Annotated in this window: 30 protein-coding genes; 23 read left to right on the top strand and 7 right to left on the bottom strand. The window is 30.9% G+C overall.

Annotated features, from left to right (window positions below; translation table 11 throughout):
* Positions 1-28: 28 nt before the first annotated feature.
* Both ACSIGE_RS02150 and ACSIGE_RS02145 read left to right on the top strand, forming a co-directional pair.
* Positions 29-859: a tetratricopeptide repeat protein gene (locus ACSIGE_RS02150; RefSeq protein WP_440881154.1), complete on the top strand. Its 831-nt coding sequence runs from the start codon at positions 29-31 to the stop codon at positions 857-859.
* 371 nt (positions 860-1,230) lie between these two features.
* Positions 1,231-1,530, top strand: a complete 300-nt coding sequence (locus ACSIGE_RS02145; protein ID WP_440881153.1) for a DEAD/DEAH box helicase family protein — start codon at positions 1,231-1,233, stop codon at positions 1,528-1,530.
* Between the two features lie 438 nt (positions 1,531-1,968).
* Here the strand turns inward: ACSIGE_RS02145 and ACSIGE_RS02140 are convergent, their stop codons facing one another.
* Positions 1,969-2,127: a hypothetical protein gene (locus ACSIGE_RS02140; RefSeq protein ID WP_440881152.1), complete on the bottom strand. Its 159-nt coding sequence runs from the start codon at positions 2,125-2,127 to the stop codon at positions 1,969-1,971.
* 453 nt (positions 2,128-2,580) lie between these two features.
* Between ACSIGE_RS02140 and ACSIGE_RS02135 the strand changes: the two genes are divergently transcribed.
* From ACSIGE_RS02135 to ACSIGE_RS02065, 15 genes are all read left to right on the top strand, one after another.
* A complete protein-coding gene (locus tag ACSIGE_RS02135) occupies positions 2,581-4,251 on the top strand; it encodes a hypothetical protein (protein WP_440881151.1) in 1,671 nt (556 codons plus the stop codon).
* A 98-nt stretch (positions 4,252-4,349) separates the two neighbouring features.
* Positions 4,350-5,861, top strand: coding sequence for a hypothetical protein (locus ACSIGE_RS02130; RefSeq protein ID WP_440881150.1), 1,512 nt, complete (start codon positions 4,350-4,352; stop codon positions 5,859-5,861).
* A 74-nt stretch (positions 5,862-5,935) separates the two neighbouring features.
* Complete coding sequence (locus tag ACSIGE_RS02125) at positions 5,936-7,342, top strand: hypothetical protein (protein WP_440881149.1); 1,407 nt, start codon at positions 5,936-5,938, stop codon at positions 7,340-7,342.
* A 75-nt stretch (positions 7,343-7,417) separates the two neighbouring features.
* Positions 7,418-8,113, top strand: a complete 696-nt coding sequence (locus ACSIGE_RS02120; RefSeq protein ID WP_440881148.1) for a cyclase family protein — start codon at positions 7,418-7,420, stop codon at positions 8,111-8,113.
* A 262-nt stretch (positions 8,114-8,375) separates the two neighbouring features.
* Positions 8,376-8,813 carry a recombination protein NinG gene (locus tag ACSIGE_RS02115; protein ID WP_440881147.1) on the top strand — a complete coding sequence of 146 codons (438 nt, stop codon included), beginning with the start codon at positions 8,376-8,378 and terminating at the stop codon, positions 8,811-8,813.
* Positions 8,795-9,370, top strand: a complete 576-nt coding sequence (locus ACSIGE_RS02110) for a terminase small subunit (RefSeq protein WP_440881146.1) — start codon at positions 8,795-8,797, stop codon at positions 9,368-9,370. Before ACSIGE_RS02115 ends, ACSIGE_RS02110 begins: the two co-directional genes overlap by 19 nt.
* Positions 9,351-10,796 (top strand): phage terminase large subunit, encoded by a 1,446-nt coding sequence (locus ACSIGE_RS02105; RefSeq protein ID WP_440881145.1) that lies wholly within the window; start codon positions 9,351-9,353, stop codon positions 10,794-10,796. The genes ACSIGE_RS02110 and ACSIGE_RS02105 overlap by 20 nt, the downstream gene beginning before the upstream one ends.
* Before the next feature lie 11 nt (positions 10,797-10,807).
* The gene (locus tag ACSIGE_RS02100) at positions 10,808-12,181 is read left to right on the top strand and encodes a phage portal protein (RefSeq protein WP_440881144.1); all 1,374 of its coding nucleotides are present in this window, start codon (positions 10,808-10,810) and stop codon (positions 12,179-12,181) included.
* A complete protein-coding gene (locus ACSIGE_RS02095; protein ID WP_440881143.1) occupies positions 12,144-12,521 on the top strand; it encodes a hypothetical protein in 378 nt (125 codons plus the stop codon). The genes ACSIGE_RS02100 and ACSIGE_RS02095 overlap by 38 nt, the downstream gene beginning before the upstream one ends.
* A 54-nt stretch (positions 12,522-12,575) precedes the next feature.
* A complete protein-coding gene (locus tag ACSIGE_RS02090; RefSeq protein ID WP_440881142.1) occupies positions 12,576-13,250 on the top strand; it encodes a hypothetical protein in 675 nt (224 codons plus the stop codon).
* A 14-nt stretch (positions 13,251-13,264) separates the two neighbouring features.
* Positions 13,265-13,630 carry a hypothetical protein gene (locus ACSIGE_RS02085; protein WP_440881141.1) on the top strand — a complete coding sequence of 122 codons (366 nt, stop codon included), beginning with the start codon at positions 13,265-13,267 and terminating at the stop codon, positions 13,628-13,630.
* A gap of 1 nt (position 13,631) precedes the next feature.
* Positions 13,632-14,942: a hypothetical protein gene (locus ACSIGE_RS02080; RefSeq protein ID WP_440881140.1), complete on the top strand. Its 1,311-nt coding sequence runs from the start codon at positions 13,632-13,634 to the stop codon at positions 14,940-14,942.
* A gap of 2 nt (positions 14,943-14,944) precedes the next feature.
* Positions 14,945-15,529, top strand: a complete 585-nt coding sequence (locus ACSIGE_RS02075) for a hypothetical protein (protein ID WP_440881139.1) — start codon at positions 14,945-14,947, stop codon at positions 15,527-15,529.
* Positions 15,530-15,531: 2 nt separating this feature from the next.
* Positions 15,532-16,032, top strand: a complete 501-nt coding sequence (locus ACSIGE_RS02070) for a hypothetical protein (protein WP_440881138.1) — start codon at positions 15,532-15,534, stop codon at positions 16,030-16,032.
* Positions 16,033-16,127: 95 nt separating this feature from the next.
* Positions 16,128-16,652, top strand: coding sequence for a hypothetical protein (locus ACSIGE_RS02065; RefSeq protein ID WP_440881137.1), 525 nt, complete (start codon positions 16,128-16,130; stop codon positions 16,650-16,652).
* Positions 16,653-16,694: 42 nt separating this feature from the next.
* Here the strand turns inward: ACSIGE_RS02065 and ACSIGE_RS02060 are convergent, their stop codons facing one another.
* Positions 16,695-16,817 (bottom strand): hypothetical protein, encoded by a 123-nt coding sequence (locus tag ACSIGE_RS02060; RefSeq protein ID WP_440881136.1) that lies wholly within the window; start codon positions 16,815-16,817, stop codon positions 16,695-16,697.
* A gap of 75 nt (positions 16,818-16,892) precedes the next feature.
* Between ACSIGE_RS02060 and ACSIGE_RS02055 the strand changes: the two genes are divergently transcribed.
* From ACSIGE_RS02055 to ACSIGE_RS02030, 6 genes are all read left to right on the top strand, one after another.
* The gene (locus ACSIGE_RS02055; RefSeq protein ID WP_440881135.1) at positions 16,893-17,114 is read left to right on the top strand and encodes a hypothetical protein; all 222 of its coding nucleotides are present in this window, start codon (positions 16,893-16,895) and stop codon (positions 17,112-17,114) included.
* Positions 17,050-17,529 (top strand): hypothetical protein, encoded by a 480-nt coding sequence (locus ACSIGE_RS02050; RefSeq protein WP_440881134.1) that lies wholly within the window; start codon positions 17,050-17,052, stop codon positions 17,527-17,529. The genes ACSIGE_RS02055 and ACSIGE_RS02050 overlap by 65 nt, the downstream gene beginning before the upstream one ends.
* Positions 17,530-17,605: 76 nt before the next feature.
* Positions 17,606-18,853 carry an AbiH family protein gene (locus tag ACSIGE_RS02045; protein ID WP_440881133.1) on the top strand — a complete coding sequence of 416 codons (1,248 nt, stop codon included), beginning with the start codon at positions 17,606-17,608 and terminating at the stop codon, positions 18,851-18,853.
* Between the two features lie 77 nt (positions 18,854-18,930).
* Positions 18,931-20,166, top strand: coding sequence for a hypothetical protein (locus tag ACSIGE_RS02040; RefSeq protein ID WP_440881132.1), 1,236 nt, complete (start codon positions 18,931-18,933; stop codon positions 20,164-20,166).
* A gap of 117 nt (positions 20,167-20,283) precedes the next feature.
* The gene (locus ACSIGE_RS02035) at positions 20,284-20,835 is read left to right on the top strand and encodes a hypothetical protein (RefSeq protein WP_440881131.1); all 552 of its coding nucleotides are present in this window, start codon (positions 20,284-20,286) and stop codon (positions 20,833-20,835) included.
* Position 20,836: 1 nt separating this feature from the next.
* Complete coding sequence (locus tag ACSIGE_RS02030; protein ID WP_440881130.1) at positions 20,837-21,046, top strand: hypothetical protein; 210 nt, start codon at positions 20,837-20,839, stop codon at positions 21,044-21,046.
* Positions 21,047-21,241: 195 nt separating this feature from the next.
* Here ACSIGE_RS02030 and ACSIGE_RS02025 read toward each other — a convergent pair whose 3' ends face one another.
* From ACSIGE_RS02025 to ACSIGE_RS02005, 5 genes are all read right to left on the bottom strand, one after another.
* The gene (locus ACSIGE_RS02025; protein ID WP_440881129.1) at positions 21,242-21,772 is read right to left on the bottom strand and encodes a hypothetical protein; all 531 of its coding nucleotides are present in this window, start codon (positions 21,770-21,772) and stop codon (positions 21,242-21,244) included.
* Between the two features lie 83 nt (positions 21,773-21,855).
* On the bottom strand, positions 21,856-22,197 hold the full coding sequence (locus ACSIGE_RS02020; protein ID WP_440881128.1) for a hypothetical protein: 342 nt from the start codon (positions 22,195-22,197) through the stop codon (positions 21,856-21,858).
* Between the two features lie 212 nt (positions 22,198-22,409).
* Entirely contained in the window at positions 22,410-22,931 is a 522-nt protein-coding gene (locus tag ACSIGE_RS02015; RefSeq protein WP_440881127.1) for a hypothetical protein, read from the bottom strand.
* A 22-nt stretch (positions 22,932-22,953) separates the two neighbouring features.
* The gene (locus ACSIGE_RS02010) at positions 22,954-23,229 is read right to left on the bottom strand and encodes a hypothetical protein (RefSeq protein ID WP_440881126.1); all 276 of its coding nucleotides are present in this window, start codon (positions 23,227-23,229) and stop codon (positions 22,954-22,956) included.
* Positions 23,230-23,280: 51 nt separating this feature from the next.
* Positions 23,281-23,706 (bottom strand): hypothetical protein, encoded by a 426-nt coding sequence (locus ACSIGE_RS02005; protein WP_440881125.1) that lies wholly within the window; start codon positions 23,704-23,706, stop codon positions 23,281-23,283.
* Positions 23,707-23,753: the final 47 nt, after the last annotated feature.

Genomic DNA, 23,753 nt, shown 5'->3' with positions numbered 1-23,753 from the left:
GTGTGTAATGAAGAAAAAAATAAATTGAATGGATAAATATATAGCTTTCGCATTTTTTCTCATGTCCCTAGTTAGTTGTAAAGGACAAATTGAAAATGCAGCAAATACTAATACTCAAGACGAAATTATTGAGAAATACTTAAAAAATGGTGCATGGAATCATCACTACTTAACAAAGGAATGGAACGAATGGATAAATAAGGGAATTCAAGCAGACTCTACCATTGCATATTTATGGCAACAAAAGGCATTGCCTTTTTGGAAGCAAAAAAAATATTCTTTAGCTATTAAGTATTATGATAAAGCAGTTAAATACGATAGACAAAGGTGGTTGTCAAGATTAGCTTTTCTAAAATGTGTCTTTGCGAAAGACTATGAAGGAGCACTGACCGATATAAAAACCTATATTAAAGAATATGGTACAATTTTAGAGCAAGACCATTCTCTCGAATTCTATATGGGGTTATGTTACTTGCAGCTAAATCAATTTGACAAAGCCTTTGAAACACTAAATCAGAATGTAAAAGCCCAAGAAATAGAACATGGAACTGATTGGGTGCATTATTTAGACAGATATTATTTAGCTATTGCATATTATGAGCAAAGTGATTATGTAAATGCAAATTCTGAACTTGACAAAGTATTGAAACAATATCCTGGTTTTTCTGATGCACAATATTACAAAAGCATCTGTCTTAATTATCTAGGAAAAAAAGAAGAAGCAATGAAAATAGCAGACATCGGTAAATCCAATTATCACATGGGAAAGACCTTCAATGAAGATTCAAATATATACGAAATGTATCCATATCAAATAACTTGGCAATGGAACGTTTTAGAGAGTAGCATAATAAAATAAAACACTACACACAACAAAGGCTATAATTAATACGGGTTTTGTTGCTTACTCCAAAGTTTACTATTTTTAATTCCCGTATTAATCATACGCAAAAACGTTAAAACATATTCACCACAAAACACCTTTTAGGGTGTTTTTTTATACCTAAATTTTAGTAAAAAAGGTGATCAAAATATTGCTAGGTGTAAATATTTGTAAACGTTCAGTTTAAATAAAAATGTTGTTCTAAAACCCATAAAATCTACAAATAATTCCTTTTTTGGTTTCGGTTTCTGTCTATTTATTAATAAATTTAGGTTAGGAAATATGCACAATTGTGTATATCCGCTAGTTGTAGCCAATACGAATAACCAACTTCAAAAATTTAATCCATGTCTTTTTTTATTGAAAATAAAGAATTATTTAAACTACAACCAGAGGAAGGAAATGGATTAAGAAAGTGCCAATTAGGTGCAATTTGGGCATTAAAAAGTCATTATACAACATCATCAAATGACATTGCTTCTTTAATTAGTATGCCAACCGGTTCTGGAAAAACGGCATTGATGATGGCTACTTGTTTTGAATTAAATCTACAAAAAATACTTAACGAATTATATAAAACGAACAAGATTTCAATACATGATGGAATTCACGGAAAACTTGTAAAGATTAAGAAGTTGAAAAAATAGAGTTAAAATAAAATTAAATAATATTAGAAAATCATGAAAAAACAGCATTAAACCATGTTCTCGACTTCTACAAAGCTACAAAGAGTGAACAACAGCAATTAAACTTGTAGGTTCTCCGATACCTTAAAATCGGAAAAATTCTTTGAGATAATTGTGGTAAGTGAAATAAACGTTTATAGTCGATTGTAAGTGTTTGTACGCCTTTGTATTCGGAAAAAAGTGTCTTTTAAACGGTATGAGCTTATGATTTTTATGGGGTTTTAGATGTTTTGAATTTATATTTACAGTGGAAATATACATAATTGTGTGTATCTACTAGTTATCAACAAGCGAAAAAAGAGACAACCACACAAATAGCACATTTGGTTTTTCCGACACGAAAGTCAACCGAGAAAAAATCAAAAGAGAGTGGTTAGTTTTTAAAAAATGCCTAAGTGATCATTCTATTAGATCCATGTTTGCTTCTGAAGTATCGCAAGGCACCCAAACAATGTCTAAATTACCCGTTACGGGGTCAATGGCAGGAGCCATACATTCGTCATCATCTGTACAACTAGAAAAGCCAAAGAAAAGAACTAAAACGATACATTTCTTCATACTATAAATATTTAATTCTCAAATATAACAAGAAGAAATAAAATTTCATACGAGCAAAAATAGTTTTAAGAAAAAAATAACATCAATACATGCGTGTAAAGAGTTGTATACCAAATGTAAATATAAACGAATTATAAATAAAGGGCTGGTTCTCCGATACCTTAAAATCGGAAAAATTCTTTGAGATAATTGTGGTAAGTGAGGTTAAAGATTGTATTCGGATAAATGATATTCTAAAGCTGTTTAAATAATTGATTTGTAGTTTTTTTATAAAGTTTTTAAAATATTATATTTGCACGCAAAATATCTGCTAGTTATAGGTGTAAAAGGAAACAAATTAAAAACAATTATAAATTTAAATTATTATGAAATCGCTATGAAAAATACTTCTTTCTAAAAGAAATGCTTATTCAAGCGGTTTAATCTGATAAAAAAACAATAAAAATAAAATAGATGAAAACAACAATGAAAATTGCTGTCATTGCTATGATGGGAATGGGTTTCGGAGTTAAAGCCCAAAATGAGGCCATTAATGGAAATTTAACCGTAAAAGGATCATTATCATCACAGGGCTCATCACATACTTTTTCAACAGAAAGTGGTAAGACTAATTTCAGGTTAACCTTTAATATGTTAGATGCAGAGAATGCATATCTTTATAATTATAATCATACAGCTCAAACTTTTCATACCGTAAATGTAGGAGGAAGTCATTCTTTGGCAAGTGGATTAACGATTTTGGGCAATAGCAACGTAGGAATTGGAACAGCAAACCCGAGTTCTAAGTTGGATATTAGAGGCACTGAGAGGGCTCAACTTCGTATTTACAAAAATGGATTAGATGATAAGTATTTAAGTTTTTGGCACGGAACTTCAGGAGCTGTTATAGAACCCATCAGAACTAATGGTAGCAAAGCTAATATGTTCTTAGGTGGATATGATTATCCTACTGATGTTTTGATAGCATCAAGGAAACCAGGTAATGTTGGAATTGGAACAACAAGTCCAAGAAACAAATTACATGTTTTTGGAAATACGGGTATTAGAGTAGTTGGAAATGGTACTGACCAAATATTTTTAGAAGGCGAAAGAACAGGAAGCACAAATTTTAGATTATACGACAATAAAAGTAATATCTATTATGATTCTCGCTCAAATATGACTTTTAGAGCAAATCAACTAGGAGGATCAAATGGTTCAATTAATTTGATGGGAGGTAATGTTGGGATTGGAACTGCTAGTCCTAGCGGTAAACTTCAAGTTAATAGGGTAACTTCTAATGGAGAATTATCGAAAAATGCAATAAACTCTTTTATCAATACTACTGCAAATAGTAATGTTACAAGTTATGATAAAGGGGCATATGTATTTGCAGGTAATTATTCGATTGCTCAAGGAGCAAAAGACTCTGGATATAAGATAGCTGTGGATGCTAGTTCATATGCAAATACTACTAATTTTAAAGGCACTTTACGTTCGAACTATGGTATTTGGGCTCGTGCTGGAATTTACAGAGGCACCTCAGGAGCAAAAATTGAAAATGCTGTTGCCGTAGAAGCGCAAATATTGGATAATGTCGAAGGAACTTCAATTGATAATGTATATGGTGTCAGAATATCTACAAATAACTATAAAAAATCTTCAGTGATAAATAGGTATGATTTGTATGCAGGAACATCAACTGCTAAAAATTATTTTGCTGGAAAAGTAGGTGTTGGAACTAAAGCCCCTGATATGGAACTAACGGTAAATGGAAAAATTCATGCGAAAGAAGTAAAAATAGATTTAGCTGTACCAGCACCAGATTATGTTTTTAAATCAGAATATAATTTAAGAAGTATTGAGGAGGTGGAAAGTTTTATAAAAGAGCATAGCCATTTACCTGAAATTCCATCTGCAAAAGAATTTGCTGAAAACGGAGTAATGCAAGCCGAAATGGATATGAATCTTCTTAAAAAAATTGAGGAATTAACTTTGTATACTATTACTCAGGAAAAGAAATTGAAAAGTCAAGAAAAACGATTTTTTCAACAACAAAAGGAAATTGAAGAACTCAAAAAGCAAAACTCTGAAATTAAAGAGTTGAAAGCTCTAGTCGAGAAATTATTAAAAGATAAAAACTAAGCGTAACAGCTTATAAACTCCATTAAAACGGGGTTTATACAAACCGTTATAAGCCATAAAAGAAAACAAATTAAAAACAATTATAAATTTAAATTATTATGAAAAAAATATTTTTAACATTTTTACTACTATTGATAACAGTAGTATCTCAAGGACAAAATTACAGCACAAATGGTACTCCAGTTGGATTAGAACATAATATGTTATTTAATGCAACAACTCGTTATAAGGTAACTCAATCTGGTACTGCTAAACTTTCTATAGAATCTATGTTTGATGGTAGATTTAGTCCTTCATATACATCAGTTGCTCCAACTCCGAGTAATCCTACTGTTGTTTTGATAGAGAATCTTCCAAATGTTCATAGTCAAAGAGGCGCATGGGTGGGGTGGTCTACAAGATATTGGCAAGCAAAAAGGTTTAAAGTAGAAGGTTTCAATGCCTATAAAGAAAATAAATGGAAAATTATTACTGATTTTTCAAGTTCAGATTATACAGGAGGTGCAAAATTTATACAGAAAGTACCATCTGGATCGTATACAAAATTACGATTTACTTTTTACACTGCTGTTGGAACAGATGGTCGATTAGGTGTGTCTGAGTTATTTTATTTACATCCTGAAGGAATGACACCTTATCAAGGATTATTTGATCCTGGTAATGATAAAAATGTATTATATGAGCAAAATTACACCACAAATGGTACTCCAGTTGGATTAGAACATAATATGTTATTTAATGCAACAACTCGTTACAAGGTAACTCAATCTGGTACTGCTAAACTTTCTATAGAATCTATGTTTGATGGTAGATTTAGTCCTTCATATACATCAGTTGCTCCAACTCCGAGTAATCCTACTGTTGTTTTGATAGAGAATCTTCCAAATGTTCATAGTCAAAGAGGCGCATGGGTGGGGTGGTCTACAAGATATTGGCAAGCAAAAAGGTTTAAAGTAGAAGGTTTCAATGCCTATAAAGAAAATAAATGGAAAATTATTGCTGATTTTTCAAGTTCAGATTATACAGGAGGTACAAAATTTATACAGAAAGTACCATCTGGATCGTATACAAAATTACGATTTACTTTTTACACTGCTGTTGGAACAGATGGTCGATTAGGTGTGTCTGAGTTATTTTATTTACATCCTGAAGGAATGACACCTTACCAAGGATTACTTGATAATAATGATTGGGTTAAGGAAGGAAATAATATAAGTTATTCTAAGGGAGATGTCGGAATTGGAACAACTAACACAAAAGGCTTCAAGTTAGGTGTCAATGGAAAAATAGCTGCAACAGAAGTTAAAGTTGCTACTTATTCAAATTGGGCAGATTTCGTGTTTAAAGAAGACTATTATTTACCAACTTTAATTGATGTAGAAAATCATATTAAAGAAAAAGGACATTTAAAAGATATTCCAAGTGCTAAAGAGGTTGAAAAAAATGGTTTCTTTTTAGGAGAGATGGATTCTAAATTATTGCAAAAAATAGAGGAGTTGACATTATATACAATCGATCAACAAAAAGAGATCGAAGAACTGAAAAAGCAAAATTCTGAAATTGAAGAATTAAAAGCTTTAGTTCAAAAATTACTAAAAGATAAAAACTAAGCGTATAAACTCCATTAAAACGGGGTTTATACAAACCGTTATAAGCCATAAAAGAAAACAACTTAAAAACAAAAATGAAAAAAAATATCTTATTAATAGCAATAGTATTATTATCATGGAAAGCAAACGCCCAATTTGATTCAAAAGGAAACTTGAGTATTTTCTCTGATTTGACTAATCAACCATTTGTAACATTAGGAATAAATAAAACAGATCGATGGAGTATTGGGATGTATGAAGCTAATAACCCTTCTTATGCCAGATCTTTATTTATTTACGAGGATCACACAGGTGTATCAGGGTCAAAAGGTGTAAGGTTTTTAATAAAACCTAATGGTAATGTTGGGATTGGAACAACAAGTCCTAGTGAAAAACTGAGTTTGGAAGGGGATTCTTCAACAAAATTAAAAATTCAAAACAACTCATCTACAAAGGATCTAGGTATTTGGTTAAGAGGTAAAAGATCGGGTTCAAATATTTATTCATCTCATTATATAGGTACTGAAGGTGAAAGCCATTATAATTTAAAAATTAATGCCGATGAGCTATTAAAATTTCAGACTAACAGCCAAGATAGATTAACTATTTTAGGTAATGGAAAAGTTGGTATCGGAACGACAAGTCCAAGCGTTAAATTAGATGTTAATGGAAATATAAAAGCTTCTTCTTATTCGATTATCAGTACTGACTATAATTCGAGACTTACTAGTAATATGCTTCAATTCTCTAGAGATGGTTTCTCTTATATTGATAATAAAAAGTCCAACGGCTCAATAGCAATTAGAACAGGAGGAACAGGAAATGTAGATTTACTAGTAAGGTCTGATGGCAATGTTGGAATAGGAACAACAAGTCCAAGTGCTAAGTTGGAAATTAGTCATCATGAAAATATTAGAACAGTTGAAATAAACCCTCAAAATCAACTTGATATTACAGGTAATTCATCATTAACCATAAAAGAATTCGTTCCAAGTATTGAATTTTCAGATTCATCTAATTCTTCTAGTGCAGCTGTCGTTTTTGCAAATAATAGTAGTTTTTTTATAGGTAAGAAGTCTGGAGTAAAAATGACGAGTAGTGAATTATTTAATGTGAATTTAAATTCAGGAAAAGTAGGTATAGGGACATTAACTACAGGAAACCATAAATTAGCGGTTGAGGGCTCTATCGGTGCAAGAGAAATAAAAGTAGAAGCCGCTCCAAATTGGTCTGATTTCGTTTTTTATGATAATTACAATTTACCAACCCTGCAAGAAGTAGAAAACCATATTAAAGAAAAAGGACATTTAAAAGATATTCCAAGTGCTAAAGAGGTTGAAAAAAATGGTTTCTTTTTAGGAGAGATGGATTCTAAATTATTGCAAAAAATTGAGGAGTTGACTTTATATACAATTGATCAACAAAAAGAGATTAACTCTCAGAAAAAAGAAATTGAAGAATTAAAAACTTTAGTTCAGAAATTATTAAAAGATAAAAACTAAGCGTAACAGCGTATAAACTCCATTAAAATGGGGTTTATACAAAACGTTATGCCCAATTTGAAAATCAATTTTTAAATGACAGAAATTATTGATTTAAGTCAAGAAATTTACGAAGGAATGCCTGTATATAAAGATCTTCCTCAAGTTAAAATGTCAATTCACAATTCTCATGAAGAATGGAATGGAATAAAAAATCCAAAAATTAAAACACCTGCTGTACATAAATTGGAACTAGGAGAACATACTGGAACGCATGTAGATGCTATAAATCACATGGCAATTGAATACAAAGGAAAATCAATTGACAAAATGAATTTATCCATGTTCTACACAAAAGGAATGTGTTTAGACTTTTCTCATAAAGGACTAAAAGAATTAATTGAGCCTAACGAAATTGAAATTGCATGTGAAAAGGCGAATCTGAAAATAGAACAAGGAGATACTGTATTATTTTATACAGATCACTATCGAAAAAATTTTAATGGAAAAGATTGGGGTAATGGCCCAGGAGTTTCAGCACAAACTGCTCGTTGGCTCGGAGAAAAAAAAATATCGGCATTTGGAGTTGAAACGATGTCACCTGGAGTTTCAGGAATCTCAAATAAAGAAGTTCATCATATTTGTGGAGAATTGAATTTTACACATTATGAGAATTTGATAAATCTTCAATTACTTATTGACAGAGGTAGATTTCGGTTTATTGGACTTCCATTAAAAATTAAAGGCGGTACAGGTTCACCGGTTAGAGCAGTTGCAATATTTGAAAATTAGAACTGTGGACAATAAAACCTAAACTGCATTAAAACGCAGCTTAGTTAAACCATTAAAAATACACTTACCACAAAGCACCTTTAAGGTGTTTTTTTATGTCTAAGATTTGAATAAAACAACATTATTTTTTTGAGAATCATAGTGTTTGTAGTATCTTTGACTTAAGATTCAAGTCCTAATTCTTTTTAGGCAAACAAGATTCAAGTCCCTGTTCAGGGCATAGCATTTTAGCTATTTAAGATTCCTAAAAAATCATTTCCTTTTGGATTCCAAAACTATTCAGAAGTATAAAAATAAAACGATACCTCAATTAAAAGAAATAGCTACAACTCACTTTAATAAGTTCATAAGATATAGAGATACTGATTCTAATGGATTTGGTCGCTGTATATCTAGTGGCCAGCCTTTACGTATTCCTTCAAAAAAAGCGCATGCAGGTCATTTTTATAGTGGGGGAAAGTTTCCAGAATTAAAATTTAATGAGGACAATGTAAATCTTCAAGGTTTATCGGATAACTATTTTAATGGGGGCAATCTTCTTCGATATAGAAAGAACTTAATAAAAAAGATAGGTATTGAAAGAGTGGAGGAGCTGGATCGTATAGCGGATATGAGCAAGAGAAACAGCTATAAATGGGATAGGTTTTATCTCATAGAGATTATAGAAAAATATAAAGGTAAATGGAAAGAGGTAGTATGATTTCATTTAATCCCAAAAAGCTAACAGATAAGCAGAAAAGGTTTTGCGAGGAGTATGTCATTGACTTAAATGGTACACAAGCGGCTATTCGTTCGGGGTATTCAAGTAAAACAGCTCGTTCTATATCAAATGAAAACCTGACAAAACCTGACATCAGGGAATATATATCAGAACTTCAGAAAGAGATTCAAGAAAGAAATAAAATAACTGTTGATGAATGCGTATCGATACTTGCTAAAATAGCTAGACATGACATAGCAGCGTTTTATGATGAGAACGGTAAATTAAAATCAATACATGATATACCTAAAGACTCAAGAATGGCAATTTCTGAGCTTTCAGTATATGAGGAGATAGAGAAAAAAGGAAGTGATAAGAATTTAATTGGTTTTACTAAGAAGTTAAAGACATTAGACCGAAAAGGTGTAATTGTTGAATTGATGAAGCATTTAGGGGGGTATGAGAAGGACAATAGTCAAGTGAAATTACCCATTGATTTATCGCAGTTGAAACCAGAAACATTGATGGAGATTTGGAATGCTAGAAACAAAGATTGAATTAAACCCAATTGATATTGCAATTCAGTTATTCAAAGACCGTGTGTTTGATTTTATTACTGTGTTTAATGGAAAGATGCATAAAAAGCAGAATGAGGCATTATTGGTTCTTACAGATAAAGAAACGGAGGAGCTTGTTTATGGAGGTGCAGCAGGCGGAGCTAAATCTTGGACGGGCTGTGTTTGGTTAATGTTTATGTGTTTAACTTATCCAGGCACCAAATGGTTTATTGGAAGACAAGAGCTAAAACGAATAACTGAATCAACATTAATAACTTTTTTTAAGGTAGCTAAGCTATACGGAGTAACCTCATTCAAATTTAATGGACAAAAGAATTTCATTGTTTTTGAAAACGATAGTCGTATTGATTTATTAGAGTTAAAATACCTACCAAGTGATCCTTTATACGAAAGATTTGGTTCTACAGAATATACCGGTGGTTGGATTGAAGAAGGGGGAGAGATCAACTTTGGAGCTTATGATGTTTTAAGAACAAGAATAGGCAGGCATTATAATGATTTTTATGGTTTAGTAGCGAAGCTATTTATTACTTGTAATCCTAAAAAGAATTGGCTTTACAAAGATTTCTATAAGCCTTTTACAAAGGGAATACTCAAGGGTATTAAAAAGTTTCTTCAAGCTTTGGTTCAGGATAATCCATTTATTGAAAATGGCTACATAGAAAGGTTAAGAAGAACCAAAGATAAAGCAAAAAGAGAACGACTGTTGAATGCAAATTGGGATTATGATGACAACCCTTACGCATTATGTGATTACGATAGTATTGTGGCTCTTTTCGAAAATGATCATGTTGTAGAAGCATCAAATAAATACATCACGGCAGACATAGCAAGATTTGGTTCTGATGTAGCTAGAATAGGAGTGTGGTATGGATGGGTATTAAAAGAAGTAATTAGTTTCGATGTTAGTAAGACAACGGAGATTCAAGCCGCTATAGATGCTTTAAGAACAAAATATCAAATACCTAAGAATAACTGTATTGCGGATGAAGATGGAGTCGGAGGAGGAGTTGTAGATAACTGTGGTATTCTAGGATTTAAAAACAATGCAAGACCATTTGAAGAAAATATCAGTGGTAATTTAAGAGATGTTCCTGAATATGAAAACCTTCAAACACAGTGCCTATTCAAGTTAGCAGATAAAGTAAATGACAACAGTATTTATATAGAAGCAGATATATCTCCATCAGAACAGGAAATGTTGATTAATGAGATAGCAAAGATTGAGAGAGATCCTGAAATTACACGAAAATTAGCATTAGTTAAAAAAGCAAAGATCAAAGAGGATATAGGCAGGTCTCCTGATTATAGAGATATGATACTTATGAGAGTATACTTCGATATTAAACCTAAAAGTATAAAACATAGTACAGCGTTAAATGCAAACGATTTAGGGCTCTTTTAAACCAAAAAACAATGAATTTCTTAGAATTATTACAATCAAATCAAATTGAAAAAGCTTATAACCTTCTAAGCGCAAAAGAAGGAGTGAGTGATAGTGCAAAGGAGTTTAATAACGATCGTAAGGTAAGAGATACTCAGGTAGGCAATCGTGAAGATAAAATAATGAAAGATGGCACCATTAATAGAGTATCAAAAGTTCCAATTCCATTTCAAAGACAAATCGTAAAAACAGCTTCAACTTTTCTACTTGGTAGCCCAGTTAAATTAGTTGATAAGGAATCTAATAATGAAATAAATGAGGCATTCGAATCCATTTCAGATTTATGGCATGACTTAAGATTAGATTCGTTATTGTTGGATTTTTGCAAGACAGTTAAAAGTGAAACCGAAGCTACGATTGTTTTTTTTCCTGTCAAAAAGGAAGATGATTCTGAACCAAGAATAAAAGCGAGGTTATTAAAAAATAAGAACGGAAAGGTATATCCAATTTTTGATGCTTTTGGAGATATGACTGCTTTTGCATGGGAGTATGTTGTTAAGGAAGATAATAAAGACGTTTTCTACTTATACATATGGACAGATTCTGACCAATATATTTATAAGAAGCAATCAAAAGATTGGTTGCCAGAGGAAGGTTATCCCAAAGCTAATTTATTTAAAAAAATACCTGTGGTTTATCTTTCTCAGGAGAATCCGGAATGGTGGGAAGTACAAGGGTTGATTGATATGTTTGAGAACTCATTTTCGAAGTTTGTTGACACCAATGGATATTTCTCATCGCCAATGTATAAAGCAAAAGGAGCTGTTAGTTCAATACCTAAAAAGGATAGTTCAGGCAAAATGGTTAAACTAGATATTATTGAAACAGATAGAGGAAATATCATCGAGGCTGATTTGGATGTTATTAGTTGGGATAGAGCTCCAGAAGCATTAAAGCTAGAATTTGAGACAGGTAAAGGGTTGATTTATGGATTATCCGACACACCAGATTTATCATTTGATAATGTCAAAGGAATTGGTAATATATCAGGAATAGCATTAAAGCTTATGTTTTTGGGACCAATACTAAAGGCAAAAGAAAGCGAAGGTGATTATCAAGTAGTAATTAGTAGAATTATCAATTTACTAAAGGTAGGACTATCAAAAATAATTAAGCCAAAGTTAGAAGGTAGCTTAAAAGAACTAAGGATTGATATTAAGTTCACCAGTATTTTACCAGAGAACCTTAAAGAAACCATCGAAATATTAAGTCAAGCAACAGGAGGTAAGCCAATTCTTAGTCAAGAAACTGCATCGGCACATAACCCTATGGTTGAGAATTCGAAAGAAGAAATTGAACTAATGAGAAATGAACAAGAACCTAAAAAAGAAGTACAAAAAGTCTAGCTTAGAAGAATCAGCAAAAGAATACTTAAAAGAATACGATTCAAAAAAATCAATAGAGCAGGTATTTAGCGAATTTGAGGATATACTTAAATATCATGATGATTTTGAAATCTATTTGAAGGAGAAAAAGTTAAATGAATACTTAGAAAAGATGCAGAGAAACAAAAGGCTCTTAGCTAAACGGAAGTTATTTATTGAGTGGTATTTTAATAAAAGCAAATCAGAGGTTGGAAATACCAAAAAAGTATATGTAGACCTGTCTGAATTAACCTTCACAACAAAAAGAACTGTTCAAAAGGCATTATCTGGTGAAGCTACGGCACAAGAAGCACGCAAATAGGCAAAAACTCTGCTGTTAGATTTAATTTTAGCGTAAATATTTAATAAACGTTTTATGCTAAAAGAGAGACTCAAAAAAGCACTAAAGAAAGCAGGATTAAATCAGGGTTTAGCCGATGTAATAAACATTACTTCGGAAGATCAAATAGAGGGTGTTATCACGCAATTGAAACAAACTCAAAATAATGAAGAACCTACCTTAGATTTTGGGGAAATATTAAAATCAGAAGCTTTTGAAAGTTATGTTCAAGAAAATGGGTTTGATAAAGTTCTAGAGTTATCAAAAACATTGCAAAGCGAACATGATAGAAAAGTGACTAAGGGTATTTCTAAGAGATTAGAAACTGTACTAAAAAAGACAGGTGGTAAATCAATAGAGGAGGAAAATAAATCAGACTCAGGAAAAAATGATGATACACCAGAATGGGCAAAGTCTCTCGAACAAAGGATTTACAATATTGAAAGCGGTAATAAAAAAACTGAATTCAAAGATAAAGTTACCAAAGCCCTATCCAGTTCAACATTACCAGGGAATTTAAAGACTAAGTGGGCTTCAAGAATTATTGAAGGAGGTACTTCTATTGAAGAACAAGTGAAGTCTTTAGAGGCAGAGCATCAAGAAACTTATCAAGAGCTTATTGGTGAAAGAGTAGGAAGGGGCTTGCCAGATGGAAGCAGTCATGATGGTAAGGTAACCGATGAAGAATTAGAGGAAATCTTTAATGGCTAATAAAATTAAAGCAAATGAGTAAGTTAAATTTAAGTACAACAAGTGAATCTTTTGAAAGTGCAAACGATAGCGTTGCAATAAAAAAGTACATTCATGGTAAAGAAGGCGGTGCGGTTTTGGACGTAACTGGATTTTCTGACAATTACATTTATGCAGGTCATGGTGTAATAAAAGAGGCGGGAGTATATAAACCACAACCGATTAATGGAACTAAAAGTGATTTATTAGTTGGAGTTGTAAGGTCTACAACAAGAACTTTAAAACCTAGTACAGGTGTAATGACTTTAGGAGTAATCAATAACAATACCTTGAAGTATCCTTTTAATGATGCTTCATTAGTAAAATTAGCTTCAATAGGTATTCATAATCAAGTAGATTAATATGGGAACAAGAGTATCAATTTTCAAAGATTTAATAGGGAAGTATTTTAGTGCTACAGCAAAATATTTTTATAGTAAGATAAACGGTTCTAAAGACGAGCCTAAATATCTACACGATCAGATGTTAGATGAGGAATATTCTGCAGATATGACGTATTCCTCTATAAGTGGTAATTTCACTAGAATAACAGCAGATGTGGTCTCTATGGACTCTCCGTTACCATTAAAATCGCGTCCATCATTGAGCACCGCAAAAGGCGATATTCCAAAACTAGGTTTAAAGTATGTTTTAAATGAAAAGCAAATGAATACTTTGCTTATTTTATTTCGTACTGGACAATCTAGGATTAAAGAATTGGTTAAAAAGATTTTTAATGACACCGAATCTTGTATTTATGGTATAAAAGAACGTATAGAGCAAATTCATTTGATAGGGTTTTCCTCAGGAGTCACAGAGATTCCAGATGAAGAGAATACGGGAACATCTATTAGAATAAATTATAACATTCCAAAATCCAATCAACTAGGTGTTGTAAAAACATGGAACGATGAGAAATCGAGCCCTATTAATGATATTAAGAGGGTTCTAAAAGTTGCAAAAGCAAAGGGAGAGTATCCCAATACTATTTGGATGAATAGTATAACTGCCGAATATTTAATGACTAATATTCAAATTAAAAAACAGTTTGCTTTTAGTTTAAATTTCACAGGTTCTAATGTTCCTGACTTAGACGAAGGTCAATTAAGTTCTGTGTTAAAAAAGCGATTAAAGTTAGATCTTAAAATAGTAGATCGCTCATTTGTTCATCAAAAAGATGGTAAGTCAATAGTTTCAGAAGGATGGTCAGAGGACATGGTTGTCTTGTCAACAGGAACAAAAGTAGGTTCATTAGTTTATGGTACCGTTGTAGAAGCAGAGTTTAAACAAGAAGGAGTTAATTATGCTGAACCTAATAGTTATATCTTATTAAGTAAATCAGGTACTACAGACCCTGTTAGTGAAATGACTGCTGGACAAGCGATGGTCATTCCTGTTTTACAAAATGTAGAATCGTTGTTTTACATTAATACAATTGAAGCTCAAAAGTTAGACGATTCAGACAATGAAAAAATAGCATCCGGATCTTCAACGGATTCTAAAATTACTATTTGGAGTCAAGAGCTTGAAAAAGCTTTAGTTATTGGTGAGTTTAATAAGATTGAAGGTGTTAAGAAAACAAATATTTCAATAGCTGATGAAAAGCTTATTGAGAGAATTAACCAATTATCAAACCAAGAAGAAGCTAAATTAAAAACAGCTTTAGGCATTTAAAAATGTACAGTGATAAATCCCCCGACATATTAAGTAGAAGAATAAAATGGCATGCTCCGCTTGGTGAGTATGCCACTATTCTGAATCCTGAAATTACAGCAGGAGAAAATGATAAGGCTTATCAAGACGCTCATAAGTTGGTAACTATTGAAAATATTCATAGCACACAACCAAACAGTAAAATAAGCAAGGAGGATTTTAATATCTATTTAAAAAGGTTAAACAAAGCTTGTGTAGACAAGGTATTAGAAGATGTTTTTGATTTAAACACCTCTATTGATAACACAAAGAATTATGATTCTTTAATAGAAGCAAATCAAAGTATTTTCGATACATCTTTAAAGCACTATATGTCCATACAAGTGATTCAGGGAATGATGACATCTGTTAGGCAGAATGGTAATGAAAGGAGTTTAAAAGACTCCTATCCTCATTTAAAAGTAGAACTAGTCGGATCAAAAAACGATAAAGGAAAAGTATTATCTGTAGGTGTAGACTTTATTTACCAAAAATCAATTGAAGCGGTAAAAAACGTGCTTTTCCCGAAAAAGAACGAGCAACCAAAAGTTGAATTTATTGATTTTTAGAAATGCTATTATTGAGAGAAAACCCCAAAGGCTTAGACGTTTTAATCCAAAAACTACAAACTAAGCTATACAGTTATTTCAAAAGTGAATCTATCAAAGGTTATGGTCGAGTTTACTTAAATGAAAAGAATGGGCGAGAAGTTCCACAGTACTATGCTGAAAATGGAGAATATAAAGACGTTCTTTTTGATGATAGACTAACGGGAAGCTTTTTCTTTTTAGAGGACGGATTAACAAAGAAAAGCAGTTCAAGGCTCACCACTCCTGTAAGTTTAATAATCCTTTTGAATTTAGATGATTTAACCCCCGATTTTAAGGGAAGGAATGATGAAGAAGTTAAAACAGATATCTACGCAATTATAGAGCAATGCAAGTATTTTGATTTAACTCAAATCATAAAAGGTAAAGATGTATTGAAACAATTTAAAGTAAGTAAAAACGAAATACATCCACACTGTTATTTAAGATTTAACGGAACAATGAAATATCAAGGAATTTATTAAAAAAGGTAAGAAACGAAATAGGTGGTAGTACCACTACGATAAAAAACATAGGAGGAAAAAAACAACGATTAGAAGCTCCTGTAAAAACGATCATCTTGGCAACAGAGAATCAGTTTTTTAAGCCCGAAGATTTTAAAAACATCTTAAAATGGAAAGATCAAATTAAGCTAAAGGGTATAGTTCCTTTTCCAAATATAGAAGGTTTAGAATCCAATAACACCGAAGCTCAGATAAAAGAAGGTCGTTATTCAAGTAATGAATTAAAAAAAGCTGTAGGAGGTGCTAAATACCGTTTTGATATCTCTAATACAACTTATGAATCTTTTTTAAGTTACAAAAACTCCAATTACACAAGAATCTATGAAATAACAGACTTAGATGAAGTGTTATGTGATATTGATGACAAAGGGAACATTAGAGGAAGAAAAATGACATCTTTCTTAATAGGAAACAGAAATCAAGCAACGGACAGTGATGTTCCTTTTGTGGATGTTTTAATTAAGTATGAAAATAGTACACACTCTATTTTAACTACCGAGGGTGAGCCGTCTGATTTAGAAGGAATTTATGATGTAGAACTAGAGCCATTGGAGGTTACAACAAGTAACATAAAAATTTAAGGTTAAAAACACATCAACAGGTAGCTATATCTCACAAATACCTTATGATAAGTTCGTTTTACATGATAGTAGGGGAGCTGTTGTTGGAGGATTAGGAAACAACCCTGTTAGTCCAGATAATGAATATGAAATAACAGGAGTTATTCCAGAAGGAGCAAAATTCACTATCGATGGCGTTGTTGATTTGACTGAATTATTTGTTGAAGGAGTAGGTAATATTACAACACCAGCTAACTAATTATGACAAAGAGTTATGAAGGGATTAAGTTCCCAGAGGGGTTATGTTGCAGTTTCCAAGAATTTACTGAGCAATATGAAAAGTGTCACATTTTCAAAGCCATCCCATCAGATGTAAGGTTGGAAAAGTTAAAGGAAGCTTATAAAATAGCGGTACCAAATGGAAGCATTAAGGCAACTTCAACAAAAAGCACAAAGCCTAACACCTCAAAAGGTAAGAAGTGATTTTTTTAACTTCATAAGAGGGCTTGAAGCTTACATAGCTGAATTCAATAAAGAACAATTAAACAAAGAAAGCAAAGATGTATTCGGTAACCCTTTAGGTTTTTATTCAAAGGCTACTGAATACATTTCTTTTAATAATTCACTTTTAGGAAGAGGCAATAAGATCAAATACGAGGGGGACCCATACGACCTAGAGGACACAGGAGATTTTTTAAAAAGTATTTCGGCATCTGTAGAATCATTTAGCCTTGTTTTTGAAGCATCCGACCCCAAGACAGATAAGGTACTGAGAAACCTATTAACAAAGGATATTCTTGGGCTCTCAGATAAAGATTTAAATCAAGTGATTAATGAAAAATTTATCCCTTACATGAAAGGGTATTATTTAGAAAAAATATTGTCTAGTAAAGGCTAGAAATAAAAAGTTCTTTGACATAATTGTGGTAAGTAATAATAATGATATTTTTTATTTTTGAACATTAAAAGAATTCATGACGAAAAAAGTATTAATTACAGGAAATGGTTTTGATGTATATCATGGTTTGCCAACTTTATATTATGATGTAATTGAAATCCTAAATTTTGTATCAAAAAAAGAGAATAAGATAAGTTTTGAAAATGTTTATGAAAACTGTAAAGAGAAGTCTAAAAAAATAAAAAACACATATAAATCTTTTGATTTCGATGATAAAAAAATAGAACTATTAAGGGAAAAGTTAGATAAAAACCTATGGTATAATTTTTTTTCGAATGAGCTTAAAATTAATACTTGGGTCGATTTTGAAAATAGAATCGATTATGTTTTAAGACTTATTAATGATGAACTATATAGAGTATATCACATAGAAAAAAAAATGGGAGTATCTTCTTTTTCAGTCTTTAATTATCCAAGTGGTCTTTGTCTTGAAAAAGAAAATGAAGTTAGACAAGATTCAATTACCGCTTTAAGATTATTTAAAGTTATTATAGGTCATAGAAGCAAGCCAGTTGCTCTTATGGAGGATGTAATTCCTAAAAAATATTTGATACAAAGAGGAGGTGGTTATATTGGTGTTGATTTTGAAAAAATATTCAATGATTTATTCAACGAGCTTAATGATTTTAGAGAAATATTTAAGCTTTATTTTGAAATATTTGTTTTTCCGTTATACAATAATTTGAAAAACGAATTTGAAATAGAGTTATTCGAAAAAATAGATTATCATTTTACTTTTAATTACACACCAACTTTCGAGAAGTTTTACAATAAAAATTTACGAACAGAATTTCTACATGGTCAAGCAGAATCTGAAACTGTTCAAATAGTTCTTGGAACTAATAAAGTTCCTGATAGTAAATTAGATGACCGTTATTACATTCCTTTTACTAAAGGATATCAAAAGCTATATCATGAATGTGATATAAAATTTCTTTCAGTTTTTGATCAAACTTCAAATTTTTATTTTTTTGGACATTCTTTAGATACTTCTGATAAATATTATATAGATGCAGTTTTTGATTATTTAAAAAGAAAACTTGAAAACGATAGTAAATATAATGGAACAAATAAAATAACTATTTTTTATCATAGCGAATCATCAAAAGCAAACCTTATTATAAACCTAATAAGCATAAGAGGAGAGGAAGAAATTGTTTCATTAAAACAAGAGAAAGCCTTGGAGTTCATTCGGATAGATACAAATAATTATAGAAAAAGTTTAAATGAAGTAATAAAGGATAAAGAAATTGTTGCTTATTAAAATTATTTATGGAAACCCGTTTTTATTATAGTTATAAAATTTGATAATTTATTTTTTTAAATAGATAAACGAATACTATGATCAACTCAAAAAATTCTTTAGATGATAAAATAAATGAAATCAAAAATAAACTTGAGGGGTGTTCTAAAGCAATACTTTCGATACAAAAATATCTTAATGATGAAAATAAGAATTTCCTTGAAAAAGTAATTCCTGAAATGAAAAGGAATTTGAGTCTTAAAATAGATGACGGTATTTTAAGTAATTGGATTTTAGAAAAAGTTTCATACCAGCTTGGAAGAATTAAAACTGATTTGATGAAATTAGCTAGTAGTTCAAGTGAATATCTAATTAAACAGGATATTAGTGGCATTAAAGAACGTTTAATTGGTGTTTTAAAAAATCTTGGAAATTTACCTATTTCTTTAAATGAAGGTAATTTGGATTTTCAAAAAATTACCTCAGATACTGAAAAATCTTGTCAAGATATATTGAAGGTATTTGAGAAAAAAAATGAAAAATCATTAAAAGAAGTGGATCATCTTGAGAAGAAAATTTTAGAAGCTCAAGAAACTATTTCTAATTTAGAAAAGAATCTGGAACAGAAAGAAAAAGAAGTAAATGAAGTCAACTTTAGATTAGGGGAATTTAAGTTGATATTAGATAAAAAGGGAGATACTGTCTTTTCAGAGATTAAAAAGAATGAAGAAAAGCGTTTCACTGAATTTTTTGAAAAAACAAAATATAATGCCAATGAGCTAAAAGAAGGAATTGAACATGATGCCTTAATTTATGTTAAAGATATACAAGGAGAATATGAAAAGGCGAAACAAATTGTTGGTCTTTTGGCAAATGACTCTGTAACAGGGAACTATAAAAATGAGGCTGATAGACACAGAAAAATTGCTAATAATTTTAGATGTCTAGCAATAATTATCATGTCTTTGTCTAGTTTTATTGTCGCTTATATTATTTTGACGTCTAATAATATAGATTGGACAAAATCATTAATCAGATTACTTGGAGTAGCTATTCTTTCTTATCCTGTCTCTTATTCTATTCGAGAATCAAATAAGCATAGAAAGTTGGAAGTGTTTAATCGTAATGCTGAACTTGAATTAACAGCTTTAGATCCATTTATAGAATCTTTAAATGAAACAGAAAAACTTTCGATTAAGAAAACATTAGCTGAGAAATATTTTGGAAATGGAAGTAATTTTCTATTTGATTCATGTAACAAAAATAAAGAAGGCGTTTCTCTTAATATGTTAGAAAAAATGGTTAAAATGATTGAACCACTTCTTAAGAAATAATAGTTCTAGTTTTTGTCATTTAGGCGAATACAAAAAAACACACTTACCACAAGACACCTTTTTCAAGGTGTTTTTTTATGTCCAAGATTTAAGGAATTAATATTAAAAGTTTGTGGTTTGATATACACGATTGAGACGATACCAGCCAAGCTATTTTTTAAAATAGATAACACAGGAGATTATACATTACTAAGTGATGATAATAGTGTTAAAAAAGAGGATTTACAAAAGGTTTGGGAGTCTATACTCTTTTACTATCAGAAAAACGTACAAGGTAAAGCAAGAGATAGTCAACTTGATTTAGACAAAAAAATAAACAGTTTAGAAAGTCGATTGCTTTGTATTAAAAGAATCATTTGCTTATTAAAAATAGAGAGAGATCACGAGTTGGAGCGTTATCTACGGTCTGTTGGTTATCAATTAACGGAGCAGAATTTTTTTGACGATCTAAAGAAGATTGAATCTTTATCAGATATGATAAAGCTAAAAATAGAAAAGCAGAATTCCTTGCTTGAAAAAAAGAAAGATAACAATACATCTAAAACCACTTTTGAAGATGTGCTATTAGGTTATTTAACCATCCTTGGTTTAGGGTTTAAGGAAGCCAATAAAATCACATTATTAGAATATTTAGCACTTGAAAAACAAGTAAAAAACAAAGTAAAATAGTATGTCAAAGGTTAATAAATTATCAGAAGAAAGTTTTGTTGAGCAAAGTGCTTATCAATTTGCTCAGAAGTGGGCTAAAAGTTTAGAACCAGGAATAAAAGCAGGAGAAGAGTTAAACGGAACTTTATCCAAAATGACTGAAAACTACCAATTGATTAAAAGGCAAACATTGGAGTTTGCTAGGCTTGAAAAAGTATTTAACGTAAAATAAAAAAGCCTCAAGATTTGAGTGTTGTTCTTTCTCCAGAGTGCATACCAAAGCCAATTAATGAAAACGATTGTGTTGATATATCTTCATTATCTGATAGTAGGAAAAAAAGGCTGTATCGTTGGCTAGAAAATTAGTGTTACAAAAAAAGCCAAACTATTAAGTTTGGCTTTCTAATATCTATTTTTATCAGTTTAACTATTCAGAGGATTTAATATCTAAAGTTCCCATGTGTTCAAAATTTAAAAGGTTATCGTTCCTATTAAATTGAGAGGTTTCAACCGTATTCCCATCTGATATTGGAGTTGAAAGAATGTAATCATTATCAAATATAACCTTTACTCCGAAGGGTTCAGGATTATTTTTTAATCCAATAAATTCAATGGATTGTATTTTGGAAGCAATTATATTACTGAACTCTTGAACGTCTGTTACTTCATAATATTCCGTCTCTAAATCACTTTCACATTCTGACTTCATCCAAGCATTCATTCTGGATTCAAAAGATGACCAAGAATGTACTTTTGTAGGTGTCTCTTCAAAACGCAGACAAGGAGTCCACATATTTTCTTTATCAGTAGTAATGACACATAGACGGTCTGGATTTTGAGGAAAAACAAACCCAAAAGATATATCAATATCTAATTCTTTTTCTTCGCCTAATGGAGGCCAAACAAGAAGAAACAACTTCTTTACCTCCTGATTTCTTAACTCTTTAAATGTTTTCATAATTAATACAGAGGACTTGCAAGATTATACCAATTGTTTGATGTTTTATTTTCTCTCGTACCTTTTGTTAAACAGCAACTTTCTTAAAGTAAATTTAATTTCCCTTCTTTCCAGAGATGAAGAGTTGTTTTAGCAGATAAACCTGTAATACTACTCAACTCTGTCAACTTCGCAAGAGATTTTTCTGCTAATTCAGGAGAAGAACTAAGGGAGAAAGTAGCTGCCCAAAACCTTACATTTTCGTCATCTTCATTTAAAAATTCCTCAAATACGTTTACGACATTTTGCTTCTTTGCTTTGCTATATAAGTTATGCAACTTTTTATGCAGTTTATTAGCTTTTTTATTATCTCCAATAGCAATTGCCTTACCGTGTTCAATTGCCTCTGACAAAAAACCTTCTTTTATTTTATCTATTGTTATCATGGTGTCCAGCCAAATTTTTTTAACGTTTTAAAAGCCATCCTACTGGATGGCTTTAATAGTATATATTATAATTGATTCTGTTCATTTACTTTTTCTTTGCTTGAATCAAAGTATTTAAGAAAGATTCATAATTAAATAGTTTCGAGCTTTCATTACAATATATTTCTAATTCTAAATTTTCTGATTATTGATTAAGTTCTGATATCTTTATATTATGAACTACCGATTGAATACGTTTTAACAGCATTGATATCTTCTATTTCTGTATTAGTTATTTTATTCTCTTTTAAAAGTTTTCTAACCTTTTCAGTACAAAAAAGTAGTGTAGTTTGATTTGGAGAAAAAAAATCTGATTTATCCCAAGTATCAAAATCAAATTTATATCCAGTATAAAATCCTGCCTCTTTTGGCATGTCAAGCTCACCACATCTTCCAGTCACCTGAAAGCCATAATACCTTTTAGTTTGACCTTCAATTTCTATTTGATAGCTATCCCATCCACTAATATTATTTTTTTTTAATAAAGTGTGTAGCTTTTCAGAAATAGCAAAATTAGCAGTATCTTGATACCCAACAATATCATAAAATACCTTCCCCTCTGACTGTTTTAATTGAAAAGGTTCATTGGGTGTAAAATTGCCTCTCTTTAATTTTATGATGTCATATTCTTCTATAGACTCAATGATAGCCTCGTCCTTTTTTCTTTCTATCGTGAAGTAATAAAATTTGTTCATTTTTAAAAACCATGTATTTCCATTAATGAGTCACTAAATTTCTTAATTTGTTGATAGGTTGCTTTTGGAAAATTATCAAAAAAATGATCCCAAGCCTTATTATAATCATTAGCAACACTCCTATGTGAGGAAAATTACAAAGCATATTAATTTCTAATATCCAAAACTTGCTTTTGTAGAATTTTTCATAATCTTCTTCATCTCCTCCTATATCTTCAAATCCATAACCTGCTAAAAAATCTTTAAATACTTCATCACAATCCTTAAAAAAGGTGTCATATCCTATATCATCTATCATTTTATTATTGTTTGACCATTAAACCATTTGAAAGAGGTTTAGATTTATTTACTATTTTTCCTCTAAAGTCTCAAACTTTTTATAATCTTCATAAGTGAATTCTCCTGTAAGGATAGGTTTGTAAAATTTTTCTAAATTTTCACGTTCGTAGAGCATTTCACCTTTGTAATCATTTTTATTAATTCTAGATTCAAAAGGATTTGTAAAAGACTCTACACTAACAGTCTTTTTAATATAGTTATCTATTAAATTAGGTTTTGTGTATTCTTTTGATAAACCAAGAAAATTACAAGATACACCTATCCAAGGAAAATTACAAAGCATATTAATTTCTAATATCCAAAACTTGCTTTTGTAGAATTTTTCATAATCTTCTTCATCTCCTCCTATATCTTCAAACCCATAACCTGCTAAAAAATCTTTAAATACTTCATCACAATCCTTAAAAAAGGTGTCATATCCTATATCATCTATCATTTTATTATTGTTTGACCATTAAACCATTTGAAAGAGGTTTAGATTTA

It is taken from the genome of Tenacibaculum profundi, from assembly GCF_052050075.1.
Taxonomy (GTDB): domain Bacteria; phylum Bacteroidota; class Bacteroidia; order Flavobacteriales; family Flavobacteriaceae; genus Polaribacter.
The sequence above is the reverse complement of the archived record's forward strand: the minus strand, read 5'-3'. Positions and strand labels throughout refer to the sequence as shown.

What these genes read in the sequence shown, in the direction of transcription:
- ACSIGE_RS02100 (WP_440881144.1), top strand. Translation starts at nt 10,808, where the DNA reads ATGAATTTCTTAGAATTATTACAATCAAATCAAATTGAAAAAGCTTAT.
- ACSIGE_RS02025 (WP_440881129.1), bottom strand. Translation starts at nt 21,772, where the DNA reads ATGAAAACATTTAAAGAGTTAAGAAATCAGGAGGTAAAGAAGTTGTTT.
- ACSIGE_RS02010 (WP_440881126.1), bottom strand. Translation starts at nt 23,229, where the DNA reads ATGATAGATGATATAGGATATGACACCTTTTTTAAGGATTGTGATGAA.
- ACSIGE_RS02130 (WP_440881150.1), top strand. Translation starts at nt 4,350, where the DNA reads ATGAAAAAAATATTTTTAACATTTTTACTACTATTGATAACAGTAGTA.
- ACSIGE_RS02085 (WP_440881141.1), top strand. Translation starts at nt 13,265, where the DNA reads ATGAGTAAGTTAAATTTAAGTACAACAAGTGAATCTTTTGAAAGTGCA.
- ACSIGE_RS02050 (WP_440881134.1), top strand. Translation starts at nt 17,050, where the DNA reads ATGGAAGCATTAAGGCAACTTCAACAAAAAGCACAAAGCCTAACACCT.
- ACSIGE_RS02120 (WP_440881148.1), top strand. Translation starts at nt 7,418, where the DNA reads ATGACAGAAATTATTGATTTAAGTCAAGAAATTTACGAAGGAATGCCT.
- ACSIGE_RS02090 (WP_440881142.1), top strand. Translation starts at nt 12,576, where the DNA reads ATGCTAAAAGAGAGACTCAAAAAAGCACTAAAGAAAGCAGGATTAAAT.
- ACSIGE_RS02140 (WP_440881152.1), bottom strand. Translation starts at nt 2,127, where the DNA reads ATGAAGAAATGTATCGTTTTAGTTCTTTTCTTTGGCTTTTCTAGTTGT.
- ACSIGE_RS02105 (WP_440881145.1), top strand. Translation starts at nt 9,351, where the DNA reads ATGCTAGAAACAAAGATTGAATTAAACCCAATTGATATTGCAATTCAG.
- ACSIGE_RS02015 (WP_440881127.1), bottom strand. Translation starts at nt 22,931, where the DNA reads ATGAACAAATTTTATTACTTCACGATAGAAAGAAAAAAGGACGAGGCT.
- ACSIGE_RS02045 (WP_440881133.1), top strand. Translation starts at nt 17,606, where the DNA reads ATGACGAAAAAAGTATTAATTACAGGAAATGGTTTTGATGTATATCAT.
- ACSIGE_RS02080 (WP_440881140.1), top strand. Translation starts at nt 13,632, where the DNA reads ATGGGAACAAGAGTATCAATTTTCAAAGATTTAATAGGGAAGTATTTT.
- ACSIGE_RS02095 (WP_440881143.1), top strand. Translation starts at nt 12,144, where the DNA reads ATGAACAAGAACCTAAAAAAGAAGTACAAAAAGTCTAGCTTAGAAGAA.
- ACSIGE_RS02040 (WP_440881132.1), top strand. Translation starts at nt 18,931, where the DNA reads ATGATCAACTCAAAAAATTCTTTAGATGATAAAATAAATGAAATCAAA.
- ACSIGE_RS02070 (WP_440881138.1), top strand. Translation starts at nt 15,532, where the DNA reads ATGCTATTATTGAGAGAAAACCCCAAAGGCTTAGACGTTTTAATCCAA.
- ACSIGE_RS02135 (WP_440881151.1), top strand. Translation starts at nt 2,581, where the DNA reads ATGAAAACAACAATGAAAATTGCTGTCATTGCTATGATGGGAATGGGT.
- ACSIGE_RS02005 (WP_440881125.1), bottom strand. Translation starts at nt 23,706, where the DNA reads ATGATAGATGATATAGGATATGACACCTTTTTTAAGGATTGTGATGAA.
- ACSIGE_RS02020 (WP_440881128.1), bottom strand. Translation starts at nt 22,197, where the DNA reads ATGATAACAATAGATAAAATAAAAGAAGGTTTTTTGTCAGAGGCAATT.
- ACSIGE_RS02110 (WP_440881146.1), top strand. Translation starts at nt 8,795, where the DNA reads ATGGAAAGAGGTAGTATGATTTCATTTAATCCCAAAAAGCTAACAGAT.
- ACSIGE_RS02030 (WP_440881130.1), top strand. Translation starts at nt 20,837, where the DNA reads ATGTCAAAGGTTAATAAATTATCAGAAGAAAGTTTTGTTGAGCAAAGT.
- ACSIGE_RS02150 (WP_440881154.1), top strand. Translation starts at nt 29, where the DNA reads ATGGATAAATATATAGCTTTCGCATTTTTTCTCATGTCCCTAGTTAGT.
- ACSIGE_RS02075 (WP_440881139.1), top strand. Translation starts at nt 14,945, where the DNA reads ATGTACAGTGATAAATCCCCCGACATATTAAGTAGAAGAATAAAATGG.
- ACSIGE_RS02055 (WP_440881135.1), top strand. Translation starts at nt 16,893, where the DNA reads ATGACAAAGAGTTATGAAGGGATTAAGTTCCCAGAGGGGTTATGTTGC.
- ACSIGE_RS02125 (WP_440881149.1), top strand. Translation starts at nt 5,936, where the DNA reads ATGAAAAAAAATATCTTATTAATAGCAATAGTATTATTATCATGGAAA.
- ACSIGE_RS02145 (WP_440881153.1), top strand. Translation starts at nt 1,231, where the DNA reads ATGTCTTTTTTTATTGAAAATAAAGAATTATTTAAACTACAACCAGAG.